The following is a 17,868-nucleotide window of genomic DNA, read 5'->3' as shown; positions in this document are numbered from 1 at the left end:
TCCAATTCGCCGCGGGTGCGTATAACTCGCATGGACAACACAAACACACAAGACAGCGGTACCGTGCCGTCCCTGGGCGTTCTCTTCGCCTACGGTTCCCTGGCTTTTCCCATCGCCGGCGCATTTATTGCCCTGCAGGTGATCGTTCCCACCTACTACGCCCAGTCCCTGGGACTGAGCCTGTCCGCCGTGGGAGGCATTCTCCTGGCAGCGCGACTCTGGGACCTGATTACGGATCCCGTGGTGGGTTATCTGTCGGATCGCACACCCGCAGCCTGGGGACGCCGCAAAGCCTGGGTGGTGGGTAGTGCGCCTCTGATCGCAGCCGCCGTCTGGATATTGTTTAATCCGCCGGAAAGTGCCGGAAACACCTTTCTGCTGCTGGCTACTTTGACCATCTACGTCGCGGGCACCATGAGTATTGTGCCCATGAATGCCTGGGGTGCTGAGCTCAGTGCGTCCTATCATCAGCGCAGCCGTATCTCCGGCGCCCGGGTGGTGTTCGGCCTGGCGGGCACCCTTGCCGCACTGCTTCTTGTGGACAACAGCGACAACAGCGCTCTCGCGGACTCCCTCTTTGCTATCACGGTGCTGACGATTGCGGGACTTGTGATTAGCACGCCCCTCGCCGCCATAATGGTGCCGGACCGTTCCATCGTGGACAGCCAGAGCAGTTCCCTGCGCGAAGCCATGAACCTTTTAGGGCGTCCCTCCCCCTTTCGGCGCCTGCTCCTCGCCTTTTTGCTCAACGGACTGGGCAATGCTATCCCCGCCACCCTGTTTTTGCTCTACGTGACCCATGTTCTCGAAGAGCCGGGCATCGCAGGCCCCATGCTCTTTGGCTACTTCGTGTGCAGCGCTATATCTGTGCCCGTCTGGGTGGCCATTTCCAAGCGTCTGGGGAAACACCGCAGCTGGTGCATCGCAGTCCTGGGTTCCTGTGCGTTTTTTGCCCTGGCCCCCTTCCTCGGCAGTGGTGACGTAGTCCTATACACCATGATTGTCGTTGGCACGGGGCTGATGATCGGTGCTGATCTGGCACTACCCACGGCAATCAACGGGGATCTTATTGAGTGGGATGCGTTGGAAAACAACCGGCGTCGACCCGGGCTCTTCTTTGCGCTCTGGGGCACGGCATCCAAACTGGCCTTCGCGCTGGCGGTGGGCCTGATCTTTCCTGCACTGGAGTGGGCGGGTTTTGACGCCACCATCGAAAACTCTGCCGACAACGTCCGTCTCCTGGCGGTGCTTTACGCCGGGCCCAGCATTATCTTCAAACTCTGCTCGGTGGCCATGATGTGGCGTTTCCCCATAGACGAGACCGAGCATCGGCGCATTCGCGCCGCACTGGACGCCCGCGGTATCTGAAGGCAGTCTTTAACTCCCCGAGTCATGAGTCCAAGCCGTGAGCGATTGGAACGCAGCGCACTACGACTATTTTGCCGACCAGCGGCAGCTGGCGGTGAGAGATCTCATCGCTGCCCTGGCAGACGCCCGGCCCCGAAGCATCGTGGACCTCGGCTGCGGGTCGGGTCTGTCCACGGCGCTCCTCGCAAAGCGCTGGCCTGAGGCGACTGTCCAAGGTATTGATCAGTCGTCTGCGATGCTGGCTCGGGCTGCCACGCGGGTACCCCAAGCCCGCTTCAGCGAGGGAAACATTGGCTCCTTTACCCCTGAAGAGGCGACCGACATGCTCTTTGCCAATGCCAGCCTCCACTGGCTGCCCGAGCACCGCGCACTACTTCCAAAGCTCATGGCGACCCTAGGCCCCGGGGGAGTGCTGGCAGTGCAAATGCCCAATAATCTCGGCGAGGCGAGTCACCGGCTGATGCGCGAGCTTGCCACCTCGCCGGATTACGCGACCTACTTTGAGGGGTTTCAATCAGAACGCGGCGAGCTGCCGACGCCCCGGGAGTACTACGAATACCTCTCGCCCTTCAGCGAATCCCAGCGCATCTGGGAAACCCAGTATCAGCATTTGCTCGCGGGACCCCGGGACATTGTGGCCTGGTTCAAGACCACGGGACTGAAACCTTTTTTGGATAAGCTGCCGGCCGGTAAACGCGATGCTTTTGAATCCGATTACCTCGAGGCCATCACAAGGGCATATCCGAGGTTGTGTGATGGTCATGTGATGCTGCGATTACCGCGGCTTTTTATCGTTGCTGTCAGGAAAAGTCCCTGAGACTTTGCCCGAAGGATGGATCTACACTGTCCCTTGTGACTTATTGAACCTCGGATGAACCTTTCTCGTGGAGGCCGGTATGACTGACCAGCAAACCCTGGCAAAGCTTCGCAGTATCCTGGAGCAGCCCCTGTTTCAACGCGTAATCACCGTGCTCATAATCATTAACGCTGTGGTGCTGGGCCTTGAGACCTCGCCGGAGTTTATGACGCGCTATGGGGTGATGATTCACGAAATAGACACCGTCATATTATTTATTTTCGTCCTGGAAATTGCCGCGAGGGTCATTGTCTATGGCAAAAAATTCTGGCGTGATCCCTGGAGCGTGTTCGACTTCGCTGTGGTTGCTATCGCACTCATCCCCGCGACGGGCCCCCTCGCCGTACTGAGAACCCTGAGGGTTTTACGAGTATTGCGACTTCTGACCCTTGCGCCCTCCATGCGCAAGGTCGTTGGCGCCCTCCTCTCCGCATTGCCGGGCCTGGCATCAATCGGCGTGGTTCTCATCATTCTTTACTATGTTGCCGCCGTTATTGCGACGGGGCTCTTCAGCACTGACATGCCCACAGAGTTTGGCAATCTGGGGCGAACCTTCTTCACTCTTTTTCAGGTAATGACCCTGGAAAGCTGGGCATCCCAGATCGCCCGACCCGCCATGGAGCACAGCCCCATGGCCTGGCTGTTCTTTGTCATATTCATACTGGGTACGACCTTCACCATGCTCAACCTGTTTATTGGCATCATCGTCGACGCCGTGGAACACTACACCGAACAGGAAGTGCTCGATGCCCGAGACAGCATTGCCGCAGGTCAGGACCAGCTTCGCGAGGAACTCGGCGAGGAGTTGGAATCCATTAGCCGGCAGATCAGCCGCCTGCAGGAATTAGCCCAGCAATTGAAAAAGGAATGACCGTGCACACGGCTTACATAGACAGCTACAAAGAAATCATGCGTGTTCGCTTTCGAGACACGGACGCCCAGGGGCATATGTTTTTTGCCAACTACCTGGTCTTTGCCGATGAGGTCGCGGGTAACTACATGCGCGAACTGGGTTTTGACTGGAGCGACACCGCCAAGCTTCCCTCCTATGTGTTTACCGTTAACGCCAGCTGCGATTACATCCATGAATGCCATGCCGGCGACGAGGTGGAAGTGGAAGTAGGTTACGAGAAACTGGGTAACACCAGCGCAACTCTGGGGTTCTCTATGCGCCGCGTCAGCGACGGCGAGGCTTTGGCGAAGGGGAGTTTTATCCAGGTGTTTGTGAACCGCGACAGCCGCAAACCCATGCCGGTGCCTGACTCCGTACGCAAGATCTTAAACGCGAGCGCCGATAAAAAGACGTGAAGCGCGTTCTATCCCTGGCCACGGTAGTCGCCTTTGCGGCGGGGAGCGCCGCTACGCTGCTGCTGTTAAAACCGGAGCTTCGGGCACTCATCGCTCCGGACAAAGCGCAGGCCAATGCGGCGCTTTATGCACCGCGAGACTGGCAGCGACAAACGGCATCAAAACTGAACATCTCCGTCTTTGCCTTTAGTGACCGAAACCGGAATGGCATTTTTGATCTGGGCGATAAACCTCTCCACCGCATTGCCGTGCGCCTCACCCGTCCCGACGGGAGCACGCGTATTGAGCGTTCCAATATCAATGGTTTTACCAACTTCAGTATGCAGAAAGGGGGCGATGAGGCCGACATCCGTCAAACGGGCGTGAACTATCGCTTTAAGCTGCTGCCACCGCCCGGCTGGGAGGTCACTACGAAGAATGCCGCCCAGACAACAACATTTATTGACGTGCCCGGAGCCATCGCCGGCATTGGCGCAGAAAACCCGCCGGGGGTCGTCGGACTGGCGCCACCCCTGACCGTCCGTGGCTCCTTGGATGGAGCGGGTAAGCGCGCTGCTACCGCCCGGAAAGCTACGGGCGAAAGCCAGGAAATCTTCCTCAACAGGGAAGGGGGATTTGAGGAAGCTCTGTCCCCCGGTATCTGGCGCTTGTCGCCCCCAAGGGAGGTCGCCACAGCGGAGGTCGGCACGGGAAAGAGGGGCGAGAGAGTGGTTGATCTTGCCTACGCGCCCGTGGTGCTGGGCAGCGCCGTCCCCTCAGGAAGCACTGGGGGGCCGGGAGTCCCGGCGACTACCGTAGGCTTCGATGATCTGGACCGTTCCCCCATAGAAAAGATTGCCTCGGGTTACGCCGGCCTTGCCTGGGACTACCTCCTGGCGGTGGATAATCAGTTTTACAAGGGCCCGGGCTACATCAACGGGCTTATGAGCGGGTCTATGGTGGCCTACAACAGCTCCGGTCACCCGGTCACCATAAGCGCAAGAAAGGCCGGTGAAACTTTCGATTTTGTAGGCGGTTACTTTTCTATAGCCTGGCACAACGCTGAAGGCGAGACCTTGCACGTAAAGGCCTGGCGTGGCGATGAGATCGTCGCCGAAGACAGCATAAGGCTCAGCCATCTAACCCCGATTTACTTTCAAGCCGACTACGAAGGAATTACCCGGCTACAGCTTGCAACCGAGCACTACTGGCAATTCGTCGTGGACGATCTCAGGTTCCGGGTACCCTGAATCCAAAACCCGGGTAGTCCCCTTCCGGGGTTTCTAGAACGGAACGAGGGTATAGCCTTCCTGTTGCAAACGCACATGAGCCGTCATCGCTGAGAGCGACATGGTGACCGTAGGGCTGAACTCTTCCGGTGCCATGCCTCGAAAAGCGGCGGTTTGGCTGCAAAGATAAATGGGCACGTTCGCCGCGTGCAGCTCTTCGAGCAATGCCGTATTGGGGTTCGGTTCGTTATAGCGCTCCTCATAGGCCTCATCGGTCAACAGATCCTTGGCTGCCTTTCCGTGAACGATGAGAGCAAACTCGATGTTCTCTGCCGGTATGCCATTGCGGGCATGCATGTTCAAAAATCGTGCCGCGGATGTCAGGTGTCGATTCTGATCGCCGGGAAAATCCGGTGTGGTATACATATCCATGGACACTTTGTAGTGCACATTCGGATCAAGATTGAAGGACCCTGCCGGTGGCGCCATCACGGGGCCGAAGTTCGGCACGACGGGGCCGAGGGTAGGCTCTGCGGACCATGCATTACTGACCGTCATAGCAGCGGACACGAGGACAGGCAAAACAACGGCGTTGCGTAAAAAAGATCGCATCAAAAACTCCTGATTCAACTAATAACAAGTGCTGTAGCTGCGCAGCTGGCGTTCCACGCCACCCAGTACGTACAATGACTTTCTCTTACGAGTATCGGTGATGTTTGCCATGAAAACCAGTAGTTACCGGACCGTAGTGACGGCGCTTTTCACTCTCCTTGTCCTCTGCTTTGAGGGCACCGCTGCCTTTGCTGAAGAGATTCAGCTTAAGGATCTGCAACCCACGCTGTCAGGACGACTTTTGCGCAGTGCCACCTGGCCTGAGGGTGACGTCGCCCTGATCCTCCATGGAACCCTTTCTCATAGAGACACGGAGATCATCCAATCCCTGGAAACCCTTCTGGGTGATGAGGGTGTCAGCACCCTGGCCATAAACCTGAGTCTCGGTATCGACAACCGCAGGGGCGCGTTCGCCTGCGACAGTTTACACACCCACCGGGAAGACGATGCGGGCCAGGAACTCGCCCGCTGGTCCCGATGGCTGTTTAACGAGGGCGCCAGGAACATTACCGCAGTGGGTCATTCCCGCGGTGCCAATCAGTTAGCGCGTTATATAGAGGACAGCGAAGATCATCACCTGAAACGACTGGTGCTCATTGCACCACCGCAGTGGTCCTGGGAGGAATCCCGAAGAGCCTACATGACACGTCATAACGGTGCTTTGGAGGATCTTCTCGCCGAGGCCGAGACACGGATTGCGGCGGGGAAAGGTGACACAGCCATGCCCGGGAATGTCGGCTTACTCTATTGTGATAAGACGCAGGCGACCGCTGCCAGCTTTGCGTCCTACTACCGCAGGGATCCGCTCCGTGACACCCCGACGGTTCTTGCGCAGTTACCCATGCCGATGCTTGTCATTGCAGGAAGTGATGATCAAATTGCCGCAGGACTTGCTGCAGCGATGGCAGAACGAGCGCCGACGGTATCGGTACAGGAGATAGACGGTGCTGATCACTTTTTCCGCGATCTTTACGCCGATGAACTTGTGGAGATTGCCATAGACTTTATGCGGAGCGATCCATGATCAAGACTGCGAAAATAGCCCTATGAACCTTCCCAAGCCCGGCAAAGGCGCCTTCTTCCTAACGGCATTGTTATTAAGCACCCTGGTGTTGCCGGCGAGCCCCGGCTGGACGCAGACGCTGCCCAAACCCGAGGTTGTGGGGTCGTCCTGGGTTTACAAAACCCAGGGGCTTTATCACAACGTTCGCGATGATCTGGTACAGGCGATTCAGGATGAGGGGCTGGTGATTTCTTATACCGCCCACCTGGCGAGCATGCTTAGGCGCACCGCTGATGCCACCGGCGCTAAAAAGCAGGTCTATGAAAATGCCGAGTCCCTTCTGTTCTGTAGTGCAGAACTTACCTACGAGCTGACCCTGAGCAACCCCCATAACATCACGCTCTGTCCCTACAGCATCTCTATTTACACGCTCAGCGAGACCCCTGACACGGTGAATCTGAGTATTCGGGCCCCGGAACTGGAGCAGGCCGATTACGCGGCGGTGCACCAACTTCTGGAACAGATCATTGCCGGAACCCTCAGCTGGTAGTGACGTCGACGGGGCAGCGGGTAAAGATAGGTCAGGAGAAAGTGCCGCGGTAGTCCGCTATTCCGGGGTTCCCCCTGACGTTCATGAGCGTAGGGGACTCCAGGCGCTCGATTCGCACGGACTTTTGCGCGCGCAAATACCTCGCCACAACCTCCCAGACAGGATCACCGGTCGACGCAGAGCCCACGGTGGCCCAGCCGGCGACTTTATAAGATCCGCCATCCTGCATCCGCTTGCCGTTAGCCAGGGTCATGTCTGAGACCCGGCTTCCCATCGCAGCTTTAGGGTCCAGGCGATAGTTGAATCCGCCCGTGCGCACCATATCTCCCCCCTGCTGATAGTAGGGGTCGGCATTAAAGAGATTATCCGCGACGCTCTCGAGAATGTTCCTAAGCTCTGCACCACTCATCTCCCGCACATAGGTCTCCGGATACGTCATGCAGGTTTGATCAAGCAGTCGATCCATCGTGATAGCCTCGCCGGGCATCACCGTGGTCCCCCAGCGGAAACCGGGAGACAGGGCTATTTGCGCATCGAGCTCCTCGCGCATGGCATCCACAATGAGCTGGTCGAAGCTGCCGTTGAAATTACCCCGGCGGTATAGCAGGGAGTCCGCGACCGCCAGCTCCTCTTCCAATACCTCCCGGTGGGGCGCGCGCACAGCATTGATATGCGCCTGCATGGCGGTATTGGGTACCAGCAAGTCGGAAAACACCGGAAGTAATTTGTAGCGATAACCGCTAACCCCGTCGTTACCAAACTCCAGATCAAGCACGGCGACAAATTTTCCATTGCTCCCGGCGTTGGTCACGACGGTTTTGCCCCCGGAGTTTTCCACCTCTATGGGACGCGGCATACCATCATGAGTGTGCCCACCGAGGATAAAGTCGATACCCGACACGCGGCTTGCGAGCTTGAGATCAACATCCATACCATTGTGCGAGAGCAGCAGCACCGCGTCTGGTTTTTCTGAACTGCGAATACTGTCCACCAGCTGACTCAACTCCTCATCCCGGATACCGAAGGTCCAGTTGGGGATAAAGCGTTTGGGATTTGCGATGGGTGTGTAAGGGAACGCCTGGCCAATCACCGCAACGCGGCGTCCATTCATCTCACGAATCGTGTAGGGCTTGAACACGTGACCTGTGTCTTCATCGTAGACCGGCACGCCATCAAAAAGCGCATCCTCTGTGGCATAGGTGTTATGCGCCAGGAATTCGCCATTAAATGCCTCGATGTTCTCGAGGATCTCCTCTTCCCGGTAGGTAAACTCCCAGTGTCCCGTCATGATGTCGACACCGAGAAGGTTTGTGGCCTCCACCATATCGCGCCCGCGGGTCCACAGCGCCGTGCCGGACCCCTGCCAGGTATCCCCCCCATCAAGAAGCAAGCTGCCGCCATCGGCCACCGCTCCCCGGAGCTGATCCACCAGGGTTTTGAGATGGGCAAAGCCACCTACCCGACCGAACTTCTCCGCTGCCTGCACAAAGTCGAGGTAGGTAAAAGCGTGGGCATCCCGCGGGGAGATATCTCCGAGCTCTTTAAGCAGATTGCGGCCAACCACATGAGGCCAGCGTCCATGCGCCTCCCCCAGGCCAATATTGACATTGGGTTCGCGAAAGTAAATCGGGTTCAACTGCGCGTGGCAGTCTGTCATATGCAAAATGCGCGCACTGCCGAAACTCTCCAGGTCGTACAGGGCGCGGGCACTGGCCTGGGCACTGCCAAAATAGGCACTGGTTCCAGCGACAGCGGCACCCTGAAGCAATAGCTGGATAAACTCTCGTCGATTCACGGGCGACTCCTCAAGGAATGACTTAGGAGCGGCGCAGACGCGCGCCGCCGAACAAGGACGGGGCCAGGCTGCCTTAGCGACCCACCACGCGTGTCTTCCAGGCGGTCTTCTCGCTCTGAGCCTGCTTGAGCGACTGCTCAGCGACCAACAGAGCGCGGTCAGCAAGCATCTGGGCCTGCTCCGGGTCCCCTGCTTCCAGCGCCGCCCTCGCCTCTTCCATGAGAGGCTCCGTCACGGCCCATCCATGCTCCTCAGCCAGGGCTTGCTGATGGATATCCATCGCCCGCGCAAGGGTCTCCACGGGATCGCCTAACACCACGGCGGGGCTCAGCAGTAACGGCACTAACAAACCCTGTCTGATCACTGTATGTATTGTTTTATTCATTACAGCCTCTTTTCTTTATAGCTCGCTACTTCCGTGACGCCGGCCCATTGAGCGCCATACCGTTGCTCATATACGTCAGAAAATATTCAAGGTTTCGGTAAGACTCGCTCTGGGCCTCCAGGGGAACAGCCCGCACCTGCGAGTTGCACTCGATAAACCGCTTGTGCAAGGGGCCAACTTCCTTCCACTTCAGCCGGTACACGGGCCAGTGTGTGGCGTGCCCCAGGGCCGCACTCAGACGCTCTGCACGAAGGGCGTTCCCGACCATGGAAACGTGACAGCTGCTGCATGCGAAGTTGAGCTGCCCCCGACGGGTATAGAAAAACTCTTTTCCATCCTCATAGGCAGCCTGCGCCCGAGGGTCATCAGGGACTTCGATTGCAAGGGTCTCATCGCGGGATTCATAGGCAATAAATGCCATGAGAGAACTCATCCTGGTACCGAGATAGTCCCAGGGCTCATCACCCGCGGCAGTACGGCAGCTGTTGATTCGCTGCTCCAGGGTTTCTACCTGACCACTCTGTGCATCAAAGCGCGGGAAATGCTGCTTCACCACCGGCGCGCCCTCACCGAGACATTCGGCGTAGCTGCTGCCATCGGCGAGGGGCGTTTCATAGAGATCAGCACCGTCGTCGATGGCGATCTCGTAGGGAGGAAAATCCTCCATCTCCAGCCATTGCTCCCGCTTGTCCGCATCAAGGGCATAGGCGCCGTCAACGTGGGCATCAAGCTCTACCCCGGGAAAGCGCTGCTCATAGAATGCGCGCAGCGCGCTGCGGTCTTCTTCAGGACCTGCGATAGCCGCAGCCCCCATCGCGAAAATTAATCCCGCGTAAATACCCTGCTTCAAGTTACCTGGCATGGAGAGAACCCTCGCTGTCTCACAGAGTAATGTCACCGGAGGAAGTGTTGCCCAGGTTGTCTTCCCAGCGCACCTCAATAACGTCTCCCTCTTTTGCGTCAGCGACGACAAAGCCGAAGTAAGGGTCCTTGGATACTGATGCACCCCAATCGGCAGCAATAAAGACTTCGCCGTTTTTCGTACAGGTCACCGTCTCGATGAAGTGTGCGGGGATCTTGTTGCCATCAAGGTCTTTGCGCACGCCGGTTTCCATGGGATGGGGCATGAGGCATTTGACCGATGCTTTGCCGCCTTTGAGACGACCGCGAATCTTAATTGGTTTTACGTCCATGTTACTTCTCCGTCCTGTGCTTGTTTAACCGCCGCAACCGCCAAGGGTTACCTTGACGTTCTTGGTGGCCACATAAAGTGCATCAGCAGTTTCGATCACTGCGCGCACATCGGAGCTCTCGCCCATCTTGATTCGAGTTTTGAACTCGGGCACCGCACCGGGCATAAAGTGAAAACGCGCCGACAGGGGGTTGGGGTTGGCATCGACCAGCAGGGCAATGGATTTCACTCCCTCCATGTCTGTGCTAACTGTTACGGGAACAATAGATCCATCCTCCGCAATATCGGGCACTTTAAACTCAAAGTCGTCGCTCTCCGTCACCGGCTTGTCACCAAATAGTGAGGTGATCGCCTCGTCTGATTTAACGGCTTTGAAAGCCTCTCTGCTTCGCGCAAATACCTGTAGCGGCAAAGTCGCAAGCGCGGCGAAGGCCACTATCGCCTGACCGAAACGCCGTCTAGTCAATGTTCCCTGCATGGGATACTCCTGTGTGTTTTCTTACTTAAAGTGAATGAATGTAGTCGGTCACGAGATCCAACTCGCGCTCCGTAAGAATGCCGTGAGCGCCGTAGGGTGGCATCACGGTGTTGGGATTTCGATTTCGCGGATCAGCAATCTGGGCTTTCAGCACATCCCGGTCGGGGAATCGCAGCCGCATCTGCATCAGCGGTGGCCCACCGTTGCCGGTCATCTCTGCGCCCTCGACCATGTGACAGGAATAGCAGTTGCCGCGATTACGGTCCGCCGAGATTTCTTTTCCCTCGGCAATAGAAGCGCTGTCGGCAGCCTGAGCGCTAGCGCCATTGACGACCGCCAGAATCCCGATAATCAAAGCTGCGGCGGCCGGTAAAAACGGCATGGATGATTGCTGTACGGACATGGGACACTCCTTCATTGACTCTGCTCCACAATATAGTCCACAGCCAGACTGACTTCATTGTCGGGCAGATTCACAAACCCCCCTTTGGGCGGCATGATCCCATCTTCACCGGTGTACCCCTCTATGGCGTGGCGATACAGGACGTCGACGCCCTGTTCGATACGCCCTGCCCAGGCGCCGGCATCTCCCAGCATGGGCGCGCCGCCGATACCTTCGGCGTGGCACAGCGCACAGTGACGCTCGTAGACACCACCACCGGTCACCGTTGTCACGAGACCATCATCCAAAGCCTCTGCCTCGCTATAGAGGGCATCGGGCCCCCCTTCGGGTATGTACGCCGCGGCTTCGGAAGCCACCTTCACGTCGGCGGGATCTTTGCAGCGCTTCATGCACCGCTTGTTGCGTGTGTCAGGACGCTGATCGGGAATAAAATTGTTCTCATTGGGCAAATGAACGTCCGTGAGGTTATCCCGCGTCAAAACGAAATCGTAATCCACGATATCATTGAGATGCAGCACATAGGCGGTAATCGCATACACCTCGTCATCACTTAAAGACTCAGGCTGCGTGAAGGGCATAGCCCGATGAATGTAGTCCCAGAGTGTGCTCGTATAGCGCCAATAGCTGCCAACGGTCTTCTTGGGTCGGGGGTCCGTCAGGCTCCCCTCTCCCCCGGCAAGCGCCGGATACCCGCCTACGCTTTCACCAAAGGAACCGTGACAGAGGGCGCATTTTTCCTCGTAGAGCCACTCGCCATCTTCGACGGAGCCCTCCCCCGGCGGCAGGCCCTGTCCATCGGCACGCACATCAATATCCCAGCCGGCTATCTGTTCTGCCGTGGCGGGGCTGCCGTAGCCGAATCGTTCATTATCCGCGGCCAATGTCGCCGTACTGGCAACCAGGCAGGAGAAACTGGCTGCAGCGATAACAGCCCCACGGCATTGATTAAGCAAGTTGCGCATTGACGACACTCCCATCACCGTTGAGCTTCCAGGTATGGATCGCATTTTTGTGGTAGATCGATGAGGACCCCCGCGCATCACGCAGTTGCCCGTAGGTCGGCTGCACGTAGCCGGTTTCGTCTACGGCACGGCTCTGGAGCAGAGCCGGATTACCATTCCAGTCCCACTCAACACCGAAGCGGGTAAGGGCACGAGGTTCCACAACGCTGGTAAAGCGCGCCTCGCGCCAACTCACGCCGCCGTCAAAGGATACGTCGACATGTTTGATGCGTCCTCTGCCGGACCAGGCCAGGCCCTCTACCCAGATCTTGCCGGGTTTTGTCAGCGGCTTTTCGGGGCAGGGATTGGTCAGTACGGAGTTGGCCTCCTGCACAAACGTGAATTCTCTCGCTTTGCCACTGGGCAGCAAATCGGTGTACTTGGAGGTCTCTTCGCGGTGATACCAGGGCTGATCACCGACTTCTAAACGACGGAGCCACTTCACACAGGTATTGCCTTCCCAACCGGGGTTAATCAGTCGGACCGGGTAACCCTGCTCAGGACGCAGGGCCTCGCCATTCTGCGCATAGACAATGAGGGCATCGTCCATGGCTTTCTCCATGGGAATGCTGCGACTCATATGAGAGCCATCACTGCCTTCCGCCAGGATCCACTTCGCACCCTTTTGCACACCGCACTCCTGCAAAAGCGTCGACAGCAGAACACCGGTCCACTCACAACAGGACAACATGCCGTGGGAAAACTGTAATCGATCCATCTGCGCAGCGCGCCACTCCATTCCACCATTGGCGGGACACTCAAGAAAGCGAATCATGCTCACCGAGGGAAAACGCATGAGATCTTCCATGCTGAAGATCAGGGGACGATCCACCATGCCGTGAATCATCAGGCGATGCTGATTGGGATCAACGTCGGGCAGGCCCGCGTGATATCGCTCAAACACCACGCCACTGGGTGTAATGATGCCCTTGAGATCAGCCAGAGGGGTAAAGCTCACGGACGCGATCTTGTCCGCAGTCAGCCACTCCACCGTGCGGCGCTGAACATTGGACTCATGCGGCGAGGGCATACCATAGGGGTTGGTGTTAACTGCGGAACCCAGGCTGCGCGTCCACGATGGAATACCCGGCGGCATAGCCTGCGCCGCCGTGCCCGAGGCCGCACCAGCCAGTCCCGCCCCACCAAGGAGTGCGAGGCCGTTCTTGAGAAAACTCCGTCGTTCAGCGCCGTTAAGTTTTTCACCGGACTCGGCGACGGCCCGGACCCATTGATCCAGCTGCTGCTGTTTTTGCATTTTGGCTACCTTTCTTATATTTAGTGCTGCGAGCCGGTCGGTAGTAGACTCACCAACATCCCCACAAGCGTTAATATATTATAAATTTCTCATATAACAAACCCGGAAGATTATGAATCTCGAAAAAATGCACAGTGCAGCCTCCGATGTCAGCGATCTGCTGAAGCTTCTGGGGCATCCGGACAGGCTCATGGTGCTCTGTCAGCTGAAGTTCGGCGAGCAGTCCGTGGGAGAGTTATCGCGCAATTTAGGCGTCAAACAGTCACCGCTTTCCCAGCACCTGGCGCGTATGCGTCATGAAGGCGTGGTCGCCAGCCGCCGGGAAGCCCAGACGATGTACTACTTCATTACGGACCAGAAAATAGCGCAGGTCGTGGGCGTTCTTTATGATCTTTACTGTGCTGACGATGGCGGCTAGCCCTCGTTCCCTTTGAAAAAAAATACGACGCTCAAACGGGACTGCCTGAAAAAACCCTGTAAATAGTCGTTTACACCAGGCGAAAATCACAATATCGTAATATTCGAATGTAGCGCGGCGATCTCAACGTCGATGCTGCGGGGGACAATAACGATAAAATACAAAAAGGAACGAACCATGCGAGCAAACAAGCTCTTCGCGGGTGGTGCGATCGCAACCGCACTGTTTATTTCCGGCAACGCTGCCGCGACGAACGGTTACTTTACCCACGGTATAGGCACTCACAATAAGGCGCAGGCCGGCGCCGGCACAGCATCGCCGGAGCAGTCTATCGATGCGGCCAATAACATTGCATCGGGCGTTTTGGTGGGTGATCGCCTTGATGTGGGCATCGCCCTGTTTTCACCAAGGCGGAGCTACAACACCTCGGACAGCCAGCTGAACGGCCAGTTCGGTTCCTTTACTGTAAACGCTGACAACGTAGAGAGTGGTAGCGAATACTTCCCTATCCCCTACATCGGTAAAAGCTGGACACTGGAGAACGATCGCGCTCTCAGTCTGATTTTCTACGGTCGCGGCGGCATGAACTCCGACTATAAAGATGGCAGCGCCACCTTTGATCCCGATGGTCCCGGACCCGCACCGGTTATGACACTGCCCGGCACCTTTGGTACGGGCAATACCGGCGTGAACCTCAACCAGGCATTCCTGGAGTTGGGTTATAGCTTCAAGACCGGCGATTTTGCCTTTGGCATCGGGCCGGTAATCGCTATGCAGGCCTTTGAAATTGAGGGCGTCAGTGCCTTCGGTGGCTTTACCAAAACCTTCGCAGCCAGCGGCGGCACCCAACCCCCCACCGGCCTGAGCAACAATGGCACCGATTACTCCCTGGGTTACGGACTGAAGGTTGGGGCCATATGGGATGCCACGGACACCCTGGATTTTGCCGTGTCCTATCAGTCCCGGATGGAGATGCAGGAGTTCGATGACTATTCGGACCTATTTGCCAGGGGAGGCTCTTTCGATATTCCTGCTGTAGGACGCGTCGGCATGAGCTGGCAGGCGACGGAGCGCCTCAGACTTCATCTCGACATTGAACACGCGCAATACGGTGAGATTGAATCGATTGCGACACCGCTCCAGCGCATATTCGACTGCCCCACAGCGGGCCAGGGTGGCACCAATGTCGAGGCCTGCTTTGGCGGTAACCAGGGCGCAGGCTTTGGCTGGAGTGATGTCACTACGTACAAAATCGGTGGCAGCTACGTGCGCGGAGATGCGCCCTTCACCTATCGCTTTGGCTATAACTACAGCGAACAGCCCATCGACGAATCCGCCGTGGTGTTGAATATTCTTGCGCCAGGCACGGTGGAACAGCACTTCACCTTTGGCGTGTCTCGCAAGACCCAATCAGGCAACGAGTTCAGCGTCGCATTTATGTATGCGCCGGAGAACACAATCAGCGGGCCCAATGCCTTTGATCCTACGCAGACTATCGACCTGACCATGGATCAGTTTGAGATCGAGTTCTCCTGGAGCTGGTAGCACGTTTGGCCCTCAGCGAGTTTGAGAGTTGGACAGCTGACGCTGCTTACTCCACTCGCTAAGTGGGGGGGACGCTCGTTACGTAAACACCGTCAGCTGTCCTTCGTGTTACGCGTGAGGCGCCGCGTCGCGCCGAAACGAGGCAAGCTGGACTGATTCGCGGAGCGAGCGTCACCCATCCCAGCGAGTGCAGCGGATCGGGCCGGCTTGCCGCGTTCATGCCGCTACTGCCGTATTCATGGCCAGAGAGCCTTGTTCGGAATCAGAAGAGCTTCTCCTCCATCTGCCTGAACAGGCGCCCGGCATTCTTTCGGGCAAGCTCCTCGAAGGTATCCAGGTCACTGTAAGCGGACTGATCGATCTCGTAAGCGTCGCTGAGGTCACCGTCATCATCCAGGATAGCCTCGACCTCGTCCCGCAAAAACTTCAAATAGCCCTGAGTGTAGTAGCGGATCGTATCGATGTCCGTGGGCCCGCCGTGTCCCGGAATAACTTTCTCAGGTTCGAGGGTCGCCATGACGTCAAAAGAATCAATCCAGGCATCGACATCGGAATCAGGAAATATTCCCAGCAGGCGTTCATGGAATGCGATATCGCCGGCAATCAATAGGCGCTGCTCAGGAAGCCAGACAGATAGATCACCGGGAGAGTGGGCACGACCGAAACGGCGCAGTTCAATGCGCTGCCCCTCGAGATCCAGGATATAACTATCCTCCACGGCAATATCAGGCAACACGACCTTTGCGGAATCTACCGAAGCCCCCATGCGCTCACGCATCTGCGCCAGGGAACGCTCCCCGTGGGCTTGTATTTCTTCGATCGCAAGCCGCTGGGCAATGATCGGAACACCCAGCTCACTCCAGTAGCTGTTGCCCAGAAATGCGTGGCCCTGACCATTTTCATTGATGACGTAACGCACGGGCTTGTCCGTGCGTTCGCGGATGGCACGGTGCAATGCAGCAGCAAGTAAGGCATTGTCACCCCCGTTAACTACCACCACTCCGTCCCCGGCGATGATGAACGTCAGGTTGTTGTTGTGACCAAAATTCTCCCGTGAGGGCGCGGCCGTAGCGCCGATGGCGGAGAACACGGTATCGCTCACCCGGGTGATCTCCAGCTCCGGCAAAAAAGGGGATGTATCCGAAGCCCAAAGCTGTCGTCCCCCTATCAGCAGCAATGCCAGGCAGAGAAAAACTGAGAGGGTTCTTGAGCCCGATTTAAATGAACGCATGGGTGCGGCACCAAATAGTCGATTTACTTAATATTTTAATTTGCTAATATTCAATGACGTTACATCAACAACGATAAAATAAACAGGGAGAGCGCTTTGAACAAAGACTTCATTATTTCGTGGAAGGCCGCTGGCATTTCACTGGGTTTGCTACTCATCATTGCGACAGCCCTGGTAAAACCGCTGGGCGTCTCCTCGCAGTTTGTAGTCACCGACGGGATTGTTGCACATCAGGTGGCTCCCCAATTTGCCGAGTCCAACACCTATCTCTCGAAATACGGAGAGGAAAACAACTGGGGCGTGGGTTACGGCTGGATGCTGGTTTTCGGCATGGTAGTCGGGGGCGGCGTCACCTCCATACTCCTTCGCCGGCGTCAGCCGCAGGCGGACAAGGGCTCCATGCCCGAGCTTTGGAAAAACACCTTTGGCCCGTCACAGACAAAGCGCTATCTGGCCTCTTTCTTCGGCGGTGTGCTGCTGCTTTTTGGCGCACGACTGGCGGGAGGCTGCACCAGTGGTCACATGATCAGCGGCATCTCCCAGCTTGCCCTCAGCTCCTTTATTTTCGGCGTCATCACATTTGGAAGCGCCATTCTCATGGCTAAATTCCTGTATCGGGGGAGAGTGTGATGGCTACGCTAATCATCGGCTTTCTCATCGGCTGCGCCTTTGGCGCTATTCTGTATATGGGCGGTGCAACCAGTTACCGTCGTATTCTGGGAACGCTGCTTCTAAAAGATATGTGGATCATCAAGCTGATGATGACGGCCATCGGCGTGGGCTCTCTCGGCATCTACCTCCTCGATATGGGGGGTCTGGCGAACATGTCGGTCAAACCCGCTTATCTCTGGGGCATTGCCGCCGGCGGCGCCATCTTTGGCATTGGCTGGGCAGTGGCGGGTTACTGTCCCGGCACCTGCGTCGTGGGCAGCGCAGAGGGCAAAAAAGACGCCATTTTCACCCTCCTGGGGGCCCTCGCGGGAGCATTTCTGTTTTCTCTGGCCTTCCCCTTTCTGGAGTCCACGCTGATTCAACCAGCGAACTTCGGCGCAGTGACCCTCGAGTCATTGCTGGGTATCAATGGCATCTACATCGCTCTGCCTTTCAGCATCGCGCTGCTGTTTCTGGCGTTCTTTGTTCTCAAAGACCGCTACGACTAATGCCCACAGGCGCTGGGTTTTGTTGACCTTGATCCAGCGCCTTCCTTTCCATCGGGTCCCGATCACAGTAGGCTGAGCCGCTATTTTGCATGTGAGCTTT

At 57.0% G+C, this 17,868-nt stretch carries 21 protein-coding genes; 11 read left to right on the top strand and 10 right to left on the bottom strand.

The genetic code is table 11. From position 1 onward, the window contains the following. The first annotated feature begins 30 nt into the window (after positions 1–30). The 5 genes from KT71_RS02365 to KT71_RS02345 all read left to right on the top strand — a co-directional run bounded on the left by KT71_RS02365 (position 31) and on the right by KT71_RS02345 (position 4,761). A complete protein-coding gene (locus KT71_RS02365) occupies positions 31–1,368 on the top strand; it encodes an MFS transporter (protein WP_008293091.1) in 1,338 nt (445 codons plus the stop codon). A gap of 37 nt (positions 1,369–1,405) precedes the next feature. Continuing rightward, positions 1,406–2,185 (top strand): trans-aconitate 2-methyltransferase, encoded by a 780-nt coding sequence (gene tam / locus KT71_RS02360; RefSeq protein WP_008293092.1) that lies wholly within the window; start codon positions 1,406–1,408, stop codon positions 2,183–2,185. A gap of 79 nt (positions 2,186–2,264) precedes the next feature. Next, entirely contained in the window at positions 2,265–3,095 is an 831-nt protein-coding gene (locus KT71_RS02355) for an ion transporter (protein WP_023659836.1), read from the top strand. After that, positions 3,092–3,532, top strand: a complete 441-nt coding sequence (locus KT71_RS02350; RefSeq protein ID WP_008293094.1) for an acyl-CoA thioesterase — start codon at positions 3,092–3,094, stop codon at positions 3,530–3,532. Before KT71_RS02355 ends, KT71_RS02350 begins: the two co-directional genes overlap by 4 nt. Further along, positions 3,529–4,761, top strand: a complete 1,233-nt coding sequence (locus tag KT71_RS02345; protein ID WP_008293095.1) for a hypothetical protein — start codon at positions 3,529–3,531, stop codon at positions 4,759–4,761. Before KT71_RS02350 ends, KT71_RS02345 begins: the two co-directional genes overlap by 4 nt. A gap of 33 nt (positions 4,762–4,794) precedes the next feature. Here KT71_RS02345 and KT71_RS02340 read toward each other — a convergent pair whose 3' ends face one another. Further along, positions 4,795–5,352 carry a DsrE family protein gene (locus tag KT71_RS02340; RefSeq protein WP_008293096.1) on the bottom strand — a complete coding sequence of 186 codons (558 nt, stop codon included), beginning with the start codon at positions 5,350–5,352 and terminating at the stop codon, positions 4,795–4,797. Positions 5,353–5,461: 109 nt separating this feature from the next. Between KT71_RS02340 and KT71_RS02335 the strand changes: the two genes are divergently transcribed. Then, positions 5,462–6,376, top strand: a complete 915-nt coding sequence (locus KT71_RS02335) for an alpha/beta hydrolase (RefSeq protein WP_202962380.1) — start codon at positions 5,462–5,464, stop codon at positions 6,374–6,376. A 22-nt stretch (positions 6,377–6,398) separates the two neighbouring features. Next, positions 6,399–6,905 (top strand): hypothetical protein, encoded by a 507-nt coding sequence (locus KT71_RS02330; RefSeq protein ID WP_008293098.1) that lies wholly within the window; start codon positions 6,399–6,401, stop codon positions 6,903–6,905. A 31-nt stretch (positions 6,906–6,936) separates the two neighbouring features. Here the strand turns inward: KT71_RS02330 and soxB are convergent, their stop codons facing one another. The 8 genes from soxB to soxC form a co-directional block, all read right to left on the bottom strand. After that, entirely contained in the window at positions 6,937–8,700 is a 1,764-nt protein-coding gene (gene soxB, locus KT71_RS02325) for a thiosulfohydrolase SoxB (protein ID WP_023659834.1), read from the bottom strand. A 73-nt stretch (positions 8,701–8,773) separates the two neighbouring features. Further along, positions 8,774–9,085, bottom strand: coding sequence for a hypothetical protein (locus KT71_RS02320; RefSeq protein ID WP_023659833.1), 312 nt, complete (start codon positions 9,083–9,085; stop codon positions 8,774–8,776). A gap of 25 nt (positions 9,086–9,110) precedes the next feature. Next, positions 9,111–9,947 carry a sulfur oxidation c-type cytochrome SoxA gene (soxA, locus tag KT71_RS02315; protein WP_023659832.1) on the bottom strand — a complete coding sequence of 279 codons (837 nt, stop codon included), beginning with the start codon at positions 9,945–9,947 and terminating at the stop codon, positions 9,111–9,113. A 19-nt stretch (positions 9,948–9,966) separates the two neighbouring features. After that, the gene (soxZ, locus tag KT71_RS02310; protein ID WP_008293102.1) at positions 9,967–10,278 is read right to left on the bottom strand and encodes a thiosulfate oxidation carrier complex protein SoxZ; all 312 of its coding nucleotides are present in this window, start codon (positions 10,276–10,278) and stop codon (positions 9,967–9,969) included. 24 nt (positions 10,279–10,302) lie between these two features. Then, entirely contained in the window at positions 10,303–10,755 is a 453-nt protein-coding gene (soxY, locus tag KT71_RS02305; RefSeq protein WP_023659831.1) for a thiosulfate oxidation carrier protein SoxY, read from the bottom strand. Between the two features lie 25 nt (positions 10,756–10,780). Further along, positions 10,781–11,158, bottom strand: a complete 378-nt coding sequence (gene soxX / locus KT71_RS02300) for a sulfur oxidation c-type cytochrome SoxX (protein ID WP_023659830.1) — start codon at positions 11,156–11,158, stop codon at positions 10,781–10,783. 11 nt (positions 11,159–11,169) lie between these two features. Further along, the gene (locus KT71_RS02295) at positions 11,170–12,120 is read right to left on the bottom strand and encodes a c-type cytochrome (RefSeq protein WP_023659829.1); all 951 of its coding nucleotides are present in this window, start codon (positions 12,118–12,120) and stop codon (positions 11,170–11,172) included. After that, positions 12,104–13,414, bottom strand: coding sequence for a sulfite dehydrogenase (gene soxC, locus KT71_RS02290; protein WP_008293106.1), 1,311 nt, complete (start codon positions 13,412–13,414; stop codon positions 12,104–12,106). The genes KT71_RS02295 and soxC overlap by 17 nt, the downstream gene beginning before the upstream one ends. A gap of 112 nt (positions 13,415–13,526) precedes the next feature. Here soxC and KT71_RS02285 point away from each other — a divergent pair, with 112 nt between their 5' ends. Continuing rightward, a complete protein-coding gene (locus KT71_RS02285; RefSeq protein WP_008293107.1) occupies positions 13,527–13,832 on the top strand; it encodes an ArsR/SmtB family transcription factor in 306 nt (101 codons plus the stop codon). A 177-nt stretch (positions 13,833–14,009) separates the two neighbouring features. Next, complete coding sequence (locus KT71_RS02280) at positions 14,010–15,377, top strand: OmpP1/FadL family transporter (protein ID WP_023659828.1); 1,368 nt, start codon at positions 14,010–14,012, stop codon at positions 15,375–15,377. A 262-nt stretch (positions 15,378–15,639) separates the two neighbouring features. Here the strand turns inward: KT71_RS02280 and KT71_RS02275 are convergent, their stop codons facing one another. Then, complete coding sequence (locus KT71_RS02275) at positions 15,640–16,608, bottom strand: MBL fold metallo-hydrolase (RefSeq protein ID WP_023659827.1); 969 nt, start codon at positions 16,606–16,608, stop codon at positions 15,640–15,642. A 96-nt stretch (positions 16,609–16,704) separates the two neighbouring features. Between KT71_RS02275 and KT71_RS02270 the strand changes: the two genes are divergently transcribed. Together KT71_RS02270 and KT71_RS02265 are read left to right on the top strand one after the other, a co-directional pair. Further along, the gene (locus KT71_RS02270) at positions 16,705–17,238 is read left to right on the top strand and encodes a YeeE/YedE thiosulfate transporter family protein (protein WP_008293110.1); all 534 of its coding nucleotides are present in this window, start codon (positions 16,705–16,707) and stop codon (positions 17,236–17,238) included. Then, positions 17,238–17,768 carry a YeeE/YedE thiosulfate transporter family protein gene (locus KT71_RS02265; protein ID WP_008293111.1) on the top strand — a complete coding sequence of 177 codons (531 nt, stop codon included), beginning with the start codon at positions 17,238–17,240 and terminating at the stop codon, positions 17,766–17,768. The genes KT71_RS02270 and KT71_RS02265 overlap by 1 nt, the downstream gene beginning before the upstream one ends. The last annotated feature ends 100 nt before the right edge of the window (positions 17,769–17,868 follow it).

Origin of the sequence: Congregibacter litoralis KT71, from assembly GCF_000153125.2 — a bacterium.
GTDB lineage: Bacteria > Pseudomonadota > Gammaproteobacteria > Pseudomonadales > Halieaceae > Congregibacter > Congregibacter litoralis.
This window is presented reverse-complemented; position numbering and strand designations above follow the sequence as displayed.